Annotated in this window: 11 protein-coding genes; 3 read left to right on the top strand and 8 right to left on the bottom strand. The window is 70.5% G+C overall.

Going from position 1 to position 13,065, the window contains the following annotated elements:
• Positions 1-20: 20 nt before the first annotated feature.
• Together CGQ25_RS06430 and CGQ25_RS06425 are read right to left on the bottom strand one after the other, a co-directional pair.
• Positions 21-1,487: a MinD/ParA family protein gene (locus tag CGQ25_RS06430; protein ID WP_208712328.1), complete on the bottom strand. Its 1,467-nt coding sequence runs from the start codon at positions 1,485-1,487 to the stop codon at positions 21-23.
• Positions 1,488-1,646: 159 nt separating this feature from the next.
• Positions 1,647-5,048 (bottom strand): pyruvate carboxylase, encoded by a 3,402-nt coding sequence (locus CGQ25_RS06425; protein ID WP_208712327.1) that lies wholly within the window; start codon positions 5,046-5,048, stop codon positions 1,647-1,649.
• 192 nt (positions 5,049-5,240) lie between these two features.
• Between CGQ25_RS06425 and CGQ25_RS06420 the strand changes: the two genes are divergently transcribed.
• Positions 5,241-6,068, top strand: a complete 828-nt coding sequence (locus CGQ25_RS06420) for a ParA family protein (RefSeq protein ID WP_208712326.1) — start codon at positions 5,241-5,243, stop codon at positions 6,066-6,068.
• 105 nt (positions 6,069-6,173) lie between these two features.
• Here CGQ25_RS06420 and CGQ25_RS06415 read toward each other — a convergent pair whose 3' ends face one another.
• The 5 genes from CGQ25_RS06415 to gcvH all read right to left on the bottom strand — a co-directional run bounded on the left by CGQ25_RS06415 (position 6,174) and on the right by gcvH (position 9,147).
• Positions 6,174-6,767: a MerR family transcriptional regulator gene (locus CGQ25_RS06415; protein WP_208712325.1), complete on the bottom strand. Its 594-nt coding sequence runs from the start codon at positions 6,765-6,767 to the stop codon at positions 6,174-6,176.
• Positions 6,768-7,001: 234 nt separating this feature from the next.
• The gene (locus CGQ25_RS06410) at positions 7,002-7,505 is read right to left on the bottom strand and encodes a bifunctional nuclease family protein (protein ID WP_208712324.1); all 504 of its coding nucleotides are present in this window, start codon (positions 7,503-7,505) and stop codon (positions 7,002-7,004) included.
• Positions 7,505-8,230, bottom strand: a complete 726-nt coding sequence (locus tag CGQ25_RS06405) for a MerR family transcriptional regulator (protein WP_208712323.1) — start codon at positions 8,228-8,230, stop codon at positions 7,505-7,507. Before CGQ25_RS06405 ends, CGQ25_RS06410 begins: the two co-directional genes overlap by 1 nt.
• Positions 8,231-8,241: 11 nt before the next feature.
• Positions 8,242-8,727: an FHA domain-containing protein gene (locus CGQ25_RS06400; RefSeq protein WP_208712322.1), complete on the bottom strand. Its 486-nt coding sequence runs from the start codon at positions 8,725-8,727 to the stop codon at positions 8,242-8,244.
• Positions 8,728-8,760: 33 nt separating this feature from the next.
• Positions 8,761-9,147 (bottom strand): glycine cleavage system protein GcvH, encoded by a 387-nt coding sequence (gene gcvH / locus CGQ25_RS06395; protein WP_208712321.1) that lies wholly within the window; start codon positions 9,145-9,147, stop codon positions 8,761-8,763.
• Positions 9,148-9,293: 146 nt separating this feature from the next.
• Here gcvH and CGQ25_RS06390 point away from each other — a divergent pair, with 146 nt between their 5' ends.
• Positions 9,294-10,217: an Fpg/Nei family DNA glycosylase gene (locus CGQ25_RS06390; protein WP_208712320.1), complete on the top strand. Its 924-nt coding sequence runs from the start codon at positions 9,294-9,296 to the stop codon at positions 10,215-10,217.
• On the opposite strand, the gene CGQ25_RS06385 is transcribed toward CGQ25_RS06390, so the two are convergent.
• Positions 10,210-11,742, bottom strand: a complete 1,533-nt coding sequence (locus CGQ25_RS06385) for an acetyl-CoA hydrolase/transferase family protein (RefSeq protein ID WP_208712319.1) — start codon at positions 11,740-11,742, stop codon at positions 10,210-10,212. The genes CGQ25_RS06390 and CGQ25_RS06385 overlap by 8 nt on opposite strands.
• Positions 11,743-11,883: 141 nt before the next feature.
• Here CGQ25_RS06385 and CGQ25_RS06380 point away from each other — a divergent pair, with 141 nt between their 5' ends.
• On the top strand, positions 11,884-13,044 hold the full coding sequence (locus CGQ25_RS06380; protein ID WP_208712318.1) for a glycosyltransferase: 1,161 nt from the start codon (positions 11,884-11,886) through the stop codon (positions 13,042-13,044).
• The last annotated feature ends 21 nt before the right edge of the window (positions 13,045-13,065 follow it).

Genomic DNA, 13,065 nt, shown 5'->3' with positions numbered 1-13,065 from the left:
CCGCCGCCGCGCAGCCCCGGCTACGCGGCGGCGAGGCGTTCGACGACGAGCGCCGCGAGCTCCACGGCGGCCTCGCGGGTGGCCGGCCGGAGCTTGGCGAAGTCGACCTGCGACCCTTCGGCGAGGTGCCGGTCGTGCGGGATCCGCACCACATCCCTGACCCGCGTGCGGAAGTGGTCCTCGATCTCGTCGACGTTGACGCGCGTCCCGTCCCCCGCGGACATGTTCACGACGACGATCGCCTTCTGCACGAGATCGTCCCGCCCATGTGCCTCGAGCCACGAGAGCGTCTCCGAGGCGAGCCTCGCCTCGTCGACGCTGCCCCCGGAGACCAGCACGACGGCGTCGGCCTTCTCGAGCGTCCCCTGCATCACCGAATGCACCATGCCCGTGCCTGAATCCGTCAGGACGATCGAGTAGTAGCGGCCCAGGATGTCCGTCACCGCCCGGTAGTCGGCGTCGTTGAAGGCATGCGCGACCATCGGGTCTGAATCGGAGGCGAGGACGTCGAGCCGTGAGCCCTCACGGGCGGTGTAGGTCGAGAGCTGCGTGAACGAGTTCACCTCGAAGCGGTCCTTCACGAGCTGGCGCGCCGTGTGGGTGGCGCGGCCGGGGTTGCGGTCCGAGAGGGTGCCCCGATCCGGGTTCGCGTCCATCGCGATCACCCGATCCTCGCGGAGGTCCGCGAGGGCCATCCCGAGGAGCGTCGTGACGGTTGTCTTCCCCACGCCGCCCTTCCGAGACAGGATCGGCACGTACCGGGTCTCGTCGCCGAGCCGGACAGCGATCCGGCGTTCGAGGGCGCGCTGGAGCCGGACGGCGTCCGAGTCGCCCACGTTCACGGAGCCGAGCGTCGCGTAGTACAGCCACCGCCGCCACCCCGACGCCGGAGGGGCAGCGCTCCTGGCCACGAGCCGGTCGGATGTGAGCGACGCGGCCAGCTCCGGCCCTTCCGCGCGGGCCCGCCGCTCGCTCACCTGTGCAGGCTGTTCGGGTTCGGCGGCCTCGTCCTGGCTGCCGGTGGGCACGAAGCCCGGGGCGGGGTCCTCAGGGGCGGCGGGAGCGGGGCCCGCGGTGACGAGCGGGTGTTCCGCGAGCCAGGCCGCGGTCGCAGTCGCCCGTTCCTGCTCGTCGCGCTGGCCCGGCGGCTGCGTGGGCACGGGCGGGACTGCGACCGCGGCCGATGCCGTCGTCAGGGCGGTGAGCGGCGTGAGCGACTCCGCGCTCGTCCTGTCCTGGGCGTCCGCCACCGTCACGACGTCCACCGTGGCGGGCTCTCCCCCGGGGCCCGCGTGCGCCGCGCTCTCCTCTGAGCCGTCCTCGGCAGCCGGACCCTCGCCCCCGCGCGTTGACTCATCGTCCGGAGTGGGCTGGGCGTCGGCGGCGGGGCGGGCGTCACCGGTGGGCGCGCCTGTGCTGGGCTGGGCGTCGTCCTCAGCGGGCGTCTCGGCGTGCTCGGCCGTCTGGGGCTTGCTCGGCTCGGTCATGGGCTCCCGTTCGACTCGTGGCTGGGCAGGCGGCATCGCCGCCCGCGCTCGGAACGCGCCCCAGTCTAGCCTCAGGGCAGGAACAGGCAGCGGACCGGGCCCCCCGGGGCCCGGTCCGCTGTTCCATCCAGCGCCGCCCAGCGCCGCCCTTGTCCTGTACTACTCGGCGCCGACGACGAGGAGGAGGTCCCCGCCCTGCACCTGCTCGACGCCGCCGACGACGACGCGAGCTACCTTGCCGGCGACCGGCGTCGTGATCGAGGCCTCCATCTTCATGGCCTCGATCGTCGCGACGGAATCGCCGGCCTGGACGATGTCGCCTTCCTTCGCCGTCACCGTCACTGCGCCGGCGAACGGCGCGGCCACGTGGCCCGGGTTGGTCGAGTCCGCCTTCTCGGCCTGCTTGACGTTGCTCTGGACGGAGCGGTCGCGCACCGCGACGGGCCGCGACTGGCCGTTGAGCGTGGCGATGACCGTGCGCATGCCCTTCTCGTCCGGCTCGGAGATGGCCTCGAGCTGGGCGATGAGGCGCACCCCCTTCTCGAGCTCGATCACGTGCTCGCGGCCGCGCTGCAGCCCGTAGAGGTAGTCGCGCGTGTCGAGGACGGCGAGGTTGCCGTACGCTTCCCGGCTCGACAGGTACTCCTTGGTCGGCCCGGGGAACAGCAGCCGGTTGAGCGTTGCCCGACGCGACGCCGAGTCGCCTGCGAGGGCCGCGGAGTCCTGCTCGCTGAGGGTCTCCTCGCGCACCTTCACTGTGCGGCCCTGGAGCGCCTTCGTGCGGAACGGCTCGGGCCAGCCCCCCGGCGGGTCGCCGAGCTCGCCGCCGAGGAACCCGATGACGGAATCCGGGATGTCGTACTTCTGCGGGTTCTCGCGGAAGTCCTCCGGGTCCGCGCCGAGGCCCACGAGGTGGAGGGCGAGGTCGCCCACGACCTTGGAGGACGGCGTGACCTTCACCAGGCGGCCCAGGATCTTGTCCGCAGCCGAGTACATGTCCTCGATGGCCTCGAAGCGCTCGGCCAGGCCGAGGGCCATGGCCTGCTGGCGGAGATTCGAGAGCTGGCCGCCGGGGATCTCGTGCTGGTAGACACGGCCCGTCGGGCCCGGGAGCCCGGACTCGAACGGCGCGTACACGCGGCGCACGGCCTCCCAGTACGGCTCGAGAGCGTCGACATTGGCGAGCGAGATGCCCGTGTCGCGCGGGGTGTGCGCGAGGGCCGCCACCAGCGCCGAGGCCGAAGGCTGGCTCGTCGTGCCCGCGAGCGGCGCCGAGGCGACGTCGACGGCGTCGACCCCGGCCTCGACCGCCGCGAGCAGCGTGGCGAGCTGGCCGCCGGCCGTGTCGTGCGTGTGCAGGTGGACCGGCAGGTCGAACCGCTCGCGCAGGGCGCTCACGAGCTTCGCGGCCGCGGCAGGGCGCAGGAGCCCTGCCATGTCCTTGATCGCGATGATGTGCGCGCCGGCGTCGACGATCTTCTGGGCGAGGTCGAGGTAGTACTCGAGCGTGTAGAGGTCCTCGGCCGGGTCGAGCAGGTCGCCCGTGTAGCACAGGACGACCTCGGCCACCGCGGTTCCGGTGTCGCGGACGGCCTTGATCGCGGGGGCCATCTGGTTCACGTCGTTGAGTGCATCGAAGATCCTGAAGATGTCGATGCCGCTCGCGGCGGCCTCCTTGACGAAGGCGACCGTGACCTCCTCGGGGTACGGGGTGTACCCGACTGTGTTGCGGCCGCGCAGGAGCATCTGGATGCAGATGTTCGGGATCGCGGCGCGCAGCGAGGCGAGGCGCTGCCAGGGGTCCTCGCCGAGGAAACGGAGCGCGACGTCGTAGGTCGCCCCGCCCCAGGCCTCGACCGAGAGGAGCTGCGGGGTGAGCACCGAGACGGCCGGGCCTGCGGCCACGAGGTCACGGGTGCGGACGCGGGTGGCCAGGAGCGACTGGTGGGCGTCACGGAACGTCGTGTCGGTGACGGCGACGGCGTTCTGCTCGCGCAGAGCCTTGGCGAAGCCCTCGGGGCCGAGCTCGAGGAGCCGCTGCCGGGAGCCGGCCGGCGCGTCCGCCAGGTTCACCTTGGGGAGCTTGTCCCGCGGATCGGTGAGGACGCGCGCCTCGCCATTGGGCTTGTTGACGGTGACGTCGGCCAGCCAGGTGAGCAGCTTGGTGCCACGGTCCGCGGACGAACGCGCCTTCAGCAGCTCGGGGCGCTCGTCGATGAACGAGGTCGCGACGTTGCCGGCCACGAAGTCGTCGTCGTCGAGGACAGCCTGGAGGAACGGGATGTTCGTGGAGACACCGCGGATGCGGAACTCTGCCAGGGCCCGGCGGGCGCGCTTGACGGCGGTGGCGTAGTCACGGCCGCGGCAGGTGAGCTTGACGAGCATCGAGTCGAAGTGCGGGCTGATCTCGGCGCCCTGGTAGATCGTGCCGCCGTCGAGGCGCACGCCGGCCCCGCCCGCGGAGCGGTAGCCGGTGATCTTGCCGACGTCGGGGCGGAAGCCGTTGGCCGGGTCCTCGGTGGTGATGCGGCACTGGAGGGCGGCGCCCTTGAGGTGGATCTTGTCCTGGGTCAGCCCGAGGTCCTCGAGGGTCTCCCCAGACGCGATGCGGAGCTGCGCCTGGACGAGGTCGACGTCGGTGACTTCCTCGGTGACGGTGTGCTCGACCTGGATGCGCGGGTTCATCTCGATGAACACATGCTGGCCCGCCCGCTCGCCCACGGTGTCGACAAGGAACTCGACCGTGCCCGCGTTGACGTAGCCGAGGGCCTTGGCGAACTTGATGGCGTCCGCGTAGAGCGCCTGGCGGATCGACTCGTCCAGCTGGGGCGCGGGGGCGATCTCGATGACCTTCTGGTGCCGGCGCTGGAGCGAGCAGTCGCGCTCGAACAGGTGCACCACGTTGCCCTCGGCGTCGGCCAGGACCTGCACCTCGATGTGCCGCGGGCGCAGGACGGCCTGCTCCAGGAACACCGTCGGGTCACCGAACGCGGCGTCGGCCTCACGCATCGCCGCGTTGAGCGATTCGGGCAGTGCCTCCCGCGTGTCGACGCGGCGCATGCCTCGGCCGCCGCCGCCAGCGACGGCCTTGACGAAGATCGGGAAGCCGATCTCGTCGGCCTCCTTCAGCAGTTCCTCGGCGTCCGAGCTCGGCTTGGAGGACCGCAGCACCGGGATGCCGGCCTTGCGGGCCGCCTCCAGGGCATGGACCTTGTGGCCGGCCAGCTCGAGGACCTCGGCCGGCGGGCCGACGAACGTGATGCCGGCGCCCTCGGCGGCGCGGGCGAGCTCGGGGTTCTCCGAGAGGAAGCCGTAGCCGGGGTAGATGGCGTCCGCGCCTGCCTCCTTGGCCACGCGGACGATCTCGTTGACATCGAGGTACGCACGGACTGGATGGCCTTCCTCACCGATGAGGTAGGCCTCGTCCGCCTTCTGGCGGTGGATGGAGTTGCGGTCCTCGTGGGGGAATACCGCAACTGTCTTGGCACCGAGCTCGTAGCCGGCACGGAACGCGCGGATGGCGATTTCACCGCGGTTCGCTACCAGAATTTTGGAGAACATGGGACTCCTGTTGTCGCAACGCAGGACTGGTCTAGGTGGTGCCTAGTGTCTATGCGGTCAAAGTATCAGGACAACGTTCTGTGCCCTGAATCACGCTACGTCATATCTCATGGTGTGGGACGGCCCGAAAGCCCGGAGCGGTCCCACTAAGATGATGGGGAGTCGGCGAGCGAAAAGGTAGTGGATCCTCCAGTGCAAGTAGTCAGCATCAGCAGCCTCAAGGGCGGAGTCGGGAAGACCTCGGTGACGACAGGGCTCGCCTCGGCGGCCCTCGCAGCCGGCATCCCCACCCTCGTGGTGGATCTGGACCCGCATGCTGACGCCTCCACCGCGCTGGGAGTCGCGGCCGACGGCAAGCTCGAGATCGGCAGGATGCTGAAGTCGCCGCGGAGGGCCTTCCTCGAGGACAACGTGGTCCCCAGCGCCTGGGTCCGGCGCGCGGCCGCGCTGGCTGGCCGCCAGAACCGCGTGCTCGACGTCGCGTACGGGGGCTCGCTCAGCTCCGTCTACGACCGTCCCGACCTCGGGCGCAGAGACCTGCGCCGGCTCGACATGGTCCTGAACGGGGTCGAGGGCTACGGACTGGTCCTCGTCGACTGCCCGCCGTCGCTCAACGGCCTGACCCGCATGGCGTGGTCGGCGAGCAACCGCGTGCTCCTCGTCGCCGAGCCCGGCCTGTTCTCGGTCGCCGGGACGGAGCGCACCCTGCGCGCCATCCAGGTCTTCAAGCAGGAGTACGCGCCGCGGCTCTCACCGGCCGGGATCGTCGCCAACCGCGTGCGCCCATCCTCCACTGAGCACGGCTACCGGCTCGAGGAGATGAGGCAGATGTTCGGGCCGCTGCTCCTGAGCCCGCACGTCCCCGAGCTCGCCAACTGGCAGCAGATCCAGGGGGCCGCCCACGCCGTCCACCACTGGCCGGGGGAAGCGGCCCGCGGCACGGCGGCCATCTACGACGAGCTGCTCACCTCGATCCTCTCCCCCAGCCGGGAGCTCCGCCCGCGGGCGGCGATGCGCTAGTCTCCACCGAACGCGCAGGGGCCTGTTGCCCCCGAACGCGTACGACGCCGAAGGGTCGCCTCCCGCGGGAGGCGACCCTTCGGCGTCGTGCGTCGGAGCGTTGGTTCAGCCGGTCTTGCGCGCCGCGCGGCGCTTGCTCAGTTCATCACCGGGAAACGTCTGATCGGCAGCGTGCTCACTCGGAAGTTCCGCAAGGCTCCCCTCGACCTCGCGCCACACGCGGCCCACGGCAATGCCGAAGACGCCCTGGCCGCCCTGGACCAGATCGATGACCTCGTCGGCGGAGGTGCACTCGTAGACCGAGGCGCCATCGCTCATGAGCGTGATCTGCGCGAGGTCCTCGACGCCCCGCTCCCGCAGGTGGCCCACGGCGGAGCGGATCTGCTGGAGCGACACTCCCGTGTCGAGGAGGCGCTTGACCACCTTGAGGACGAGGATGTCGCGGAAGCCGTACAGCCGCTGGGAGCCGCTCCCCGCGGCCCCACGCACGGTCGGCTCGACGAGACCCGTGCGGGCCCAGTAGTCCAGCTGCCGGTAGGTGATGCCGGCTGCCTTGCATGCGGTCGGGCCGCGGTAGCCCGCCTCTTCGTCAAGCTCGGGCAGGTCATCGTCGAAGAGGAGACCCTGCGTGCCAACCGGCACGTCCGCGCCCGGGGCGTGTATCTGCCCGAGCTCTCCGTGCTCTCCCTTGGGACTCACAAAACCCTCCTTCACGGCTCCCCTGGGGAATCGCCACACCGAGGGGATCGTCATAAAGCGCACTACTGTAATTACAGTCGGAGTGCAGTCTCCAGTGTCGCCTCTGGCCGCCCGGGATGCAATGGGAACCTGTCTCTACCGACGTTAGAACTGCGCCGGGGCGAAAGCAAAGACATCTGGCTCACGGGCCGAGGCGTGTCGGGGTCTCCGCCCCGGGAAGGGAGCGGAGAAGGGTCATTCGTCGAAGTCCTCCGGCTCGACATCGGCCAGGAACTCGCGGAAGCGGCGCAGCTCGCTCTCCTCCTCAACGGTCGGCGCAGCCTCTTCGGTTCCCTCCTCGCTGCCCTCGGCGAGCTGGACCCCCGCCTCCTCGAGGACCGCGTCGGCGCACCAGATCCTGCAGTTCACCCGGAGCGCGACGGCGAGGGCGTCGGAGGCGCGGGACTCGATGGTCGTCCCGTCGTCGAACCCGAGCTGGGCGTAGAAGACGCTGTCCTCGACCGCGACGATCGTCGCACTGACCACCTGCCGGCCGAGCCCGTGGACCACGTTGACGAGGAGGTCATGGGTCAGCGGGCGCGGGGGGACGACGTGCTGCTGCGCGAGGGCGATGGCGCTGGCCTCCGCCGTGCCGATCCAGATGGGCAGGTGGCGTTCCCCGTGGGCTTCCTTCAGGAGCACGAGGGGCTGGTTGGAGGGGAGCTCGATGCGCACTCCCACGACTTCGACTTCGATCATCAGCCATCCATCCTCGTGATGAGACCGTGCACGAGGGCGCGGTGCAGGGTGAGGAACACTTCGCTGAGCTCGCGGGCCTCCTCGGCCGCCCTCGCCCGCGCATCGGTGTCCCGGCGCGAGGCCATCGGAGCCACGACACGCTCGATGAGTCCCACCTCGCGCTCAGCCGAGGCCTGGAACGGCCGCAGGTGGCGCGGCTCGAGACCGTGGTCCTCGAGCGCGACGCACGCGCGGGCCACCTGAAGCGCGTGCTCGTCGAAGCGGCCGTCGGCCGACTCCACGAGGCCATAGCTGACCATCGCCTCGACGAGGGCGACGCTGGCCCCTGACTCTGCCCGCAGCTGTGCCTCGGACAGGGAGCGCGGACGCGTCGTGCTCAGGTGCGCGGAGAGCTCCTCCGAGACCGCACGCGGCGCCACGCTCACCCCCGGGGGCAGTCCCTCCGGCCGTTCGCCTCGGTCGATCGCATCGAGGTAGTCCTTGATGACCTTCAGCGGGAGGTACTGGTCCCGCTGGAGCGCCAGCACGAAGCGCAGCCGTTCGACGTCGCCCTGGCTGTACTGCCGGTACCCGGCGGGCGTGCGGTGCGGGGCGATGAGTCCCTTGTCCTCGAGGAAGCGGATCTTGGACGCCGTCATCGACGGGAACTCCTCTGCCAGAGTGGCCAGGACCTCGCCGATGTTGAGGGCGCCCGAGCCCCTCCGCTCGGTCTGCGCAGCTGCCATGATCCGCCCCCTTAGGCGGTTGGCCGCACCGGGTTCTGTGCGGGGCTGAGATAGAACGTGAGCCGGAACTTGCCGATCTGCACTTCCGACCCGTTTCGCAGCGTCACCTGGTCGACACGGTCATGGTTGACGTAGGTCCCGTTGAGGCTCCCGGCGTCCACGACCTCGAACCCGCGCCCGACCCTCCGGAACTCCGCATGGCGGCGGGACACCGTGACGTCGTCGAGGAAGATGTCCGCGTCCGGGTGGCGCCCCACCGTCGTGACATCGGAGTCGAGGAGGAACCGGGCGCCGGAGTTGGGGCCGCTGTGGGCAACGAGGAGAGCGGAGCCGAAGGGCAGTGCAGCAACAGCACCTGCCTCCTCGGAGCTCAGCGCAGGCGCCATCGTCGGCTCCCCCGAGATGGGTGGAAGCTGGATCGACGTCGTCTCGTTCGCCGCTTCCTGTCGCTGCGTTGCCTCGTCGGCGCCGATGTCTCGACGCTCGTCGCTCACCATCGGTTCCTCCTCGCTCGTCCCGGATTCAGAAAACTACCCTACCTGCTGTTCGTACTGGGCGGCACTGAGCAGCTTGTCCGTCTCGGAGTCGTCCGAAAGCTGCACCTCGATGAGCCAGCCCTCGCCGTAGGGATCCGAGTTCACGAGGGCGGGATCGCCGTCGAGCGCCTCGTTGCGGGCCACGACCTTGCCGGAGACGGGGGCGTAGATGTCGCTCACGCTCTTGGTCGACTCGACCTCGCCCACGACGGCGTTGGCGCTCACCTCGGTGCCCACTTCGGGCATCTGGACGTAGACCACGTCCCCGAGGGCGTCCTGGGCGAAGTCGGTGATGCCGATGCGCACCACCCCGTCGCCGGGTTCCATCGAGATCCACTCGTGCTCGGCGGTGTACGACAGCTCAGAGGGGACGTTGCTCATGAGGAGCCCTTTCGTCGGCGTCGGGCCCCGCTGCCGGAGCCTCTGGGTGCGGTGTCGCTGAAAGTATAGGCACAGTGTTCCCCTGCCCCGTGGCGTTTTCCTGCCACCATGGAGGGGTCCCCCACCGCCGGGCACCAGGAGGCACCGTGCCGGAACTCCCCGAAGTCACAGCACTGGCAGCAGCGCTCGACGAGCGCCTCGCCGGGTCGGTGATCGAACACGTCTCCATCGGCTCGGTCAACGCCCTCAAGACGGCCGACCCGCCGTACGCCTTCCTCCTCGGCCGGCGTGTCGAGGGCGTGGCGCGGCGGGGCAAGCTCCTCGTCGTGCTCACCTCGCCAGGCCCGGGCACCGCGGGCGGCGGGGAGGACGACGCCGGCCCGGTCGCCGTCGTCGTGCATCTTTCCCTCAGCGGGTGGGTGCGCGTGCTGGACCACCTTCCCGAGCCGACGATGCCGCGAGGCAAGGGGTACATCGCGGCGCGCTTCGGGTTCGTCCGGGACACCGGTGCCGGGCGCGAGGAGACCGGAATCGAGCTGACCGAGGCGGGCACGTGGAAGCGGCTCGCCGTGTACATCGTCCGACGGCTCGAGGATGTGCCGGCGATCGCGGAGCTCGGCCCGGAGCCGCTCGAGGACACCTTCACCTTCGAGGCCTTCCGGAAGATCCTGGCCTCGCACAAGCAGCAGATCAAGGGCCTCCTGCGCAGCCAGAAGGCCATTGCGGGGATCGGCAACGCCTACAGCGACGAGATCCTGCACGCGGCCAGGCTCTCGCCGTTCGCGATCGCCTCCACGCTGGACGATGCCACCGCGGAACGCCTCTACGAGGCGCTCCGCCGGGTCCTCTCCGACGCGGTCGCCGAGGCGATGGGGCACGCCCCCGAGGAGCTCAAGGACGAGAAGCGGCGGACCATGCGGGTGCACCGCCGCGCCGGAGAGCCCTGTCCCGTGTGCGGTGACACCATCCTCGAGGTCTCCTTCTCGGACTCCGCGCTCCAGTACTGTCCGACCTGCCAGACGGGCGGCAAGCCGCTGGCGGACCGGCGGACCTCCAAGTTCCTCAAATAGCAGGGTCGGGCGCCGCGGGGCGCATGTCCCCCGTGGAGACGAACCGCTCGTGCCACGAGAGCGCCTCCCCCAGCAGGTGTGGCGTGTGCTTGCCGTAGCTGTCCCGGAGCGCGCGCTCGAAGTAGTCCTCGAGGGCGGGGCGGTACTCCGGGTGGGCACACCGGGCGATCACGGCTCGTGCACGCTGCTTGGGGGCGAGGCCGCGCAGGTCGGCGAGGCCCTGTTCGGTGATGAGGATCATCGTGTCGTGCTCGGTGTGGTCCACGTGGCTGGCCATCGGCACGATCGCCGAGATCTTCCCGCCCTTCGCCGTCGACGGGGACATGAACACGCTCAGGAAGCCGTTGCGCGCGAAGTCGCCCGAGCCGCCGATCCCATTCATCACGGCGCTCCCCGCGACGTGGGTCGAGTTGACGTTGCCGTAGATGTCCGCCTCGATCATGCCGTTCAGCGCGATGCACCCCAGCCGCCGAACCACCTCCGGATGGTTCGAGATCTCCTGCGTGCGCAGGAGGATGCGCTCGCGGTAGAGGTCGACGTTGGCGGTGAAGTCCGCGACGCCGTCCTCACTGAGGGAGAACGAGGTGGCGGACGCGAACTCGATCGTGCCGTCCTTGACCAGGCCGAGCATGCCGTCCTGGATGACCTCGGTGTAGGCGCTCAGGCCCCGGTAGCCGCCCTCGGCGAGGCCGGCGAGGACCGCGTTGGCGATGTTGCCCACCCCCGACTGAAGGGGCAGGAGTCGCTCGCCGAGCCGACCGCGGCGGACCTCATGGTCGAAGAAGTCCAGAAGGTGCGCCGCGATGGCGCGGGACGCCTCGTCGGGGGCGCTGAAGCCTGAGAGCCGGTCCGGGGCGTCGGTCTCGACGACAGCGACGACCTTCTCGGGGTCGACCCGGAGGTACGGCTCGCCGATCCGGTCGCTGGGGGCGAGAATCGGGACCGGGCGGCGGTTCGGCGGCAGGGCCGTGCCGTAGTAGACGTCGTGCATGCCCTCCATGGCGGCCGGCTGGCGGGAGTTGACCTCGAGGATCACCCTGCTGGCCATGTCGAGCCAGGTCTTGTTGTTGCCCACCGAGGAGGACGGGATGAGACGCCCGTCCTCGAGGATGCCGACCACCTCGACGACGGCGACATCCACGTCGCCGTAGAAGCCGAACCACGTGTGCTGGGCGACGTGGCTCAGGTGGATGTCCATGTAGTCCAGCTCGCCGTCGTTGATCCGCTTCCGCAGCGCCGGGTCGGACATGTACGGAAGCCGAAGCTCCATGCCGTCCGCCTTGGCGAGCACGCCGTCGAGCTCCGGGGCCGTCGACGCGCCCGTGAGGACCTTGATCTTGAACTGCTCCCCGGCCGAGTGCGCCGCCTCCATGTGGGCCGCGAGCGCCTGGGGCACGGCCTTCGGGTAGCCGGCGCCCGTGAAGCCGCTCATCGCCACGGTCATGCCGGGCCTGATCAGGGCCGCCGCCTGCTCCGGACTCATTCTCTTCTGCAGCATCCCGGCGTGGCGGATTCGCTCGTGCACCTGATCCCTCTTCTCTGCGGGGGCAGCTCTGCCCACGCAGCAGACGAGTCTATTCCTTCTGCCGCCGCCGGCGCTGTGACCTCTGTCATCATGGCACTGTGGGCGACGGGACAGAGGGTGCAGAGGAAGGCAAGACCGCCAGTGCCTGACAGGCCAAGGATCGTCCTCGCCACCGCTCCCGCGTTCGGGCACCTGTATCCGCTCATGCCCCTGGCGGAGGCCTTGGTGCGCGCGGGGGCGGACGTCCACATCGCGGTAGGCGAGCCGTTCCTCGGGCGTCTTCCGGTGCCCACGACGCGGTCGCTTCCGCCCGGGCTGACCTCGCTCAAGGATCTTACCCGTGCGGTCGTGTCCGAGTTCCCGGCAGTGAGGGACGACCCCGCCGGCCGCTGGGCGCCCGCGCTCTTCGGCGCCGTGGTTCCCCGCGCAGCCGCGCCCCAGCTCCGGCAGTCATGGGCCCGTGAGAAGCCGGACGCCGTGGTGCACGAAGCCCTGTTCCCTGCGGCGGGCATCGTTGCGGACGAGCTGGGGGTCCCGTCCTACACCTTCGGAATCGTCCGCTGGGCGCCCTTCGTCGGGACCATTCGGAGCGTGGCCCGCGCCGCGCTCGGCGACGACCCGCGTCCACCGTGGGCGCTTGGAGAGCCGCAGCCGGCACTGGACGTGGGGGCCGGCTACGTCGACCCCTTCCCCGTCACGCTGCAGGGCGTCGCGGGGCTTCCGGCCGCGCGGGTCCCGATCCGGACCGCCGCCTGGGCCGAGCGCGCGCCGTCGTTCGAGACATCACTCCTGGCACGGCCGGCTGGCGGCCGGCAGCGGGTCTTCGTGAGCCTGGGCACCGTCTTCAACACAGCCGGCTCATTGCGGACGGCGGTCCTCGGAGCTGCGCGGACGGGCGCCGAGGTGCTCGTGGCGTGCGGGGCGGACGGCGACCCCGCCGCTCTGGGCCCGGTGCCCGACTCCGTGAAGGTGCACAGGTTCGTGCCACAGGCCCTCGTGCTTCCGACCGTGGACGCGATCGTGCACCATGGCGGGTCGGGCACCATGCTCGCGGCCGCGCAGCACGGCATACCACAGCTGGTGGTACCGCAGGGCGCCGACCACTTCGTCAATGCCGCGGCAGTCACGGATTCCGGAATCGGCCTGCGTCCCGATGCGGACACCCCTGAGGGGATCGCAGCCGCCGTCGGGCGGCTGCTCGGGGACCACCGATTCCGGGACGCTGCCGCGGCGGTCGCCACGGAGATCGCCGCGATGCCCTCGCCGGACGACGTTGCGCGGCGGCTCCTCGAGGCGTTCTGAGCCGTGTCCGGACGGACCGCG

This window comes from Sinomonas sp. R1AF57 (assembly GCF_002224485.1).
Taxonomy (GTDB): Bacteria; Actinomycetota; Actinomycetes; order Actinomycetales; family Micrococcaceae; genus Sinomonas; species Sinomonas flava.
Note: the sequence above shows the minus strand (reverse complement) of the source record. Positions and strands in the feature narration are given on the sequence as shown.

What these genes read in the sequence shown, in the direction of transcription:
- gcvH (WP_208712321.1), bottom strand. Translation starts at nt 9,147, where the DNA reads ATGAGCAACGTCCCCTCTGAGCTGTCGTACACCGCCGAGCACGAGTGG.
- CGQ25_RS06400 (WP_208712322.1), bottom strand. Translation starts at nt 8,727, where the DNA reads ATGGTGAGCGACGAGCGTCGAGACATCGGCGCCGACGAGGCAACGCAG.
- CGQ25_RS06405 (WP_208712323.1), bottom strand. Translation starts at nt 8,230, where the DNA reads ATGGCAGCTGCGCAGACCGAGCGGAGGGGCTCGGGCGCCCTCAACATC.
- CGQ25_RS06430 (WP_208712328.1), bottom strand. Translation starts at nt 1,487, where the DNA reads ATGACCGAGCCGAGCAAGCCCCAGACGGCCGAGCACGCCGAGACGCCC.
- CGQ25_RS06410 (WP_208712324.1), bottom strand. Translation starts at nt 7,505, where the DNA reads ATGATCGAAGTCGAAGTCGTGGGAGTGCGCATCGAGCTCCCCTCCAAC.
- CGQ25_RS06425 (WP_208712327.1), bottom strand. Translation starts at nt 5,048, where the DNA reads ATGTTCTCCAAAATTCTGGTAGCGAACCGCGGTGAAATCGCCATCCGC.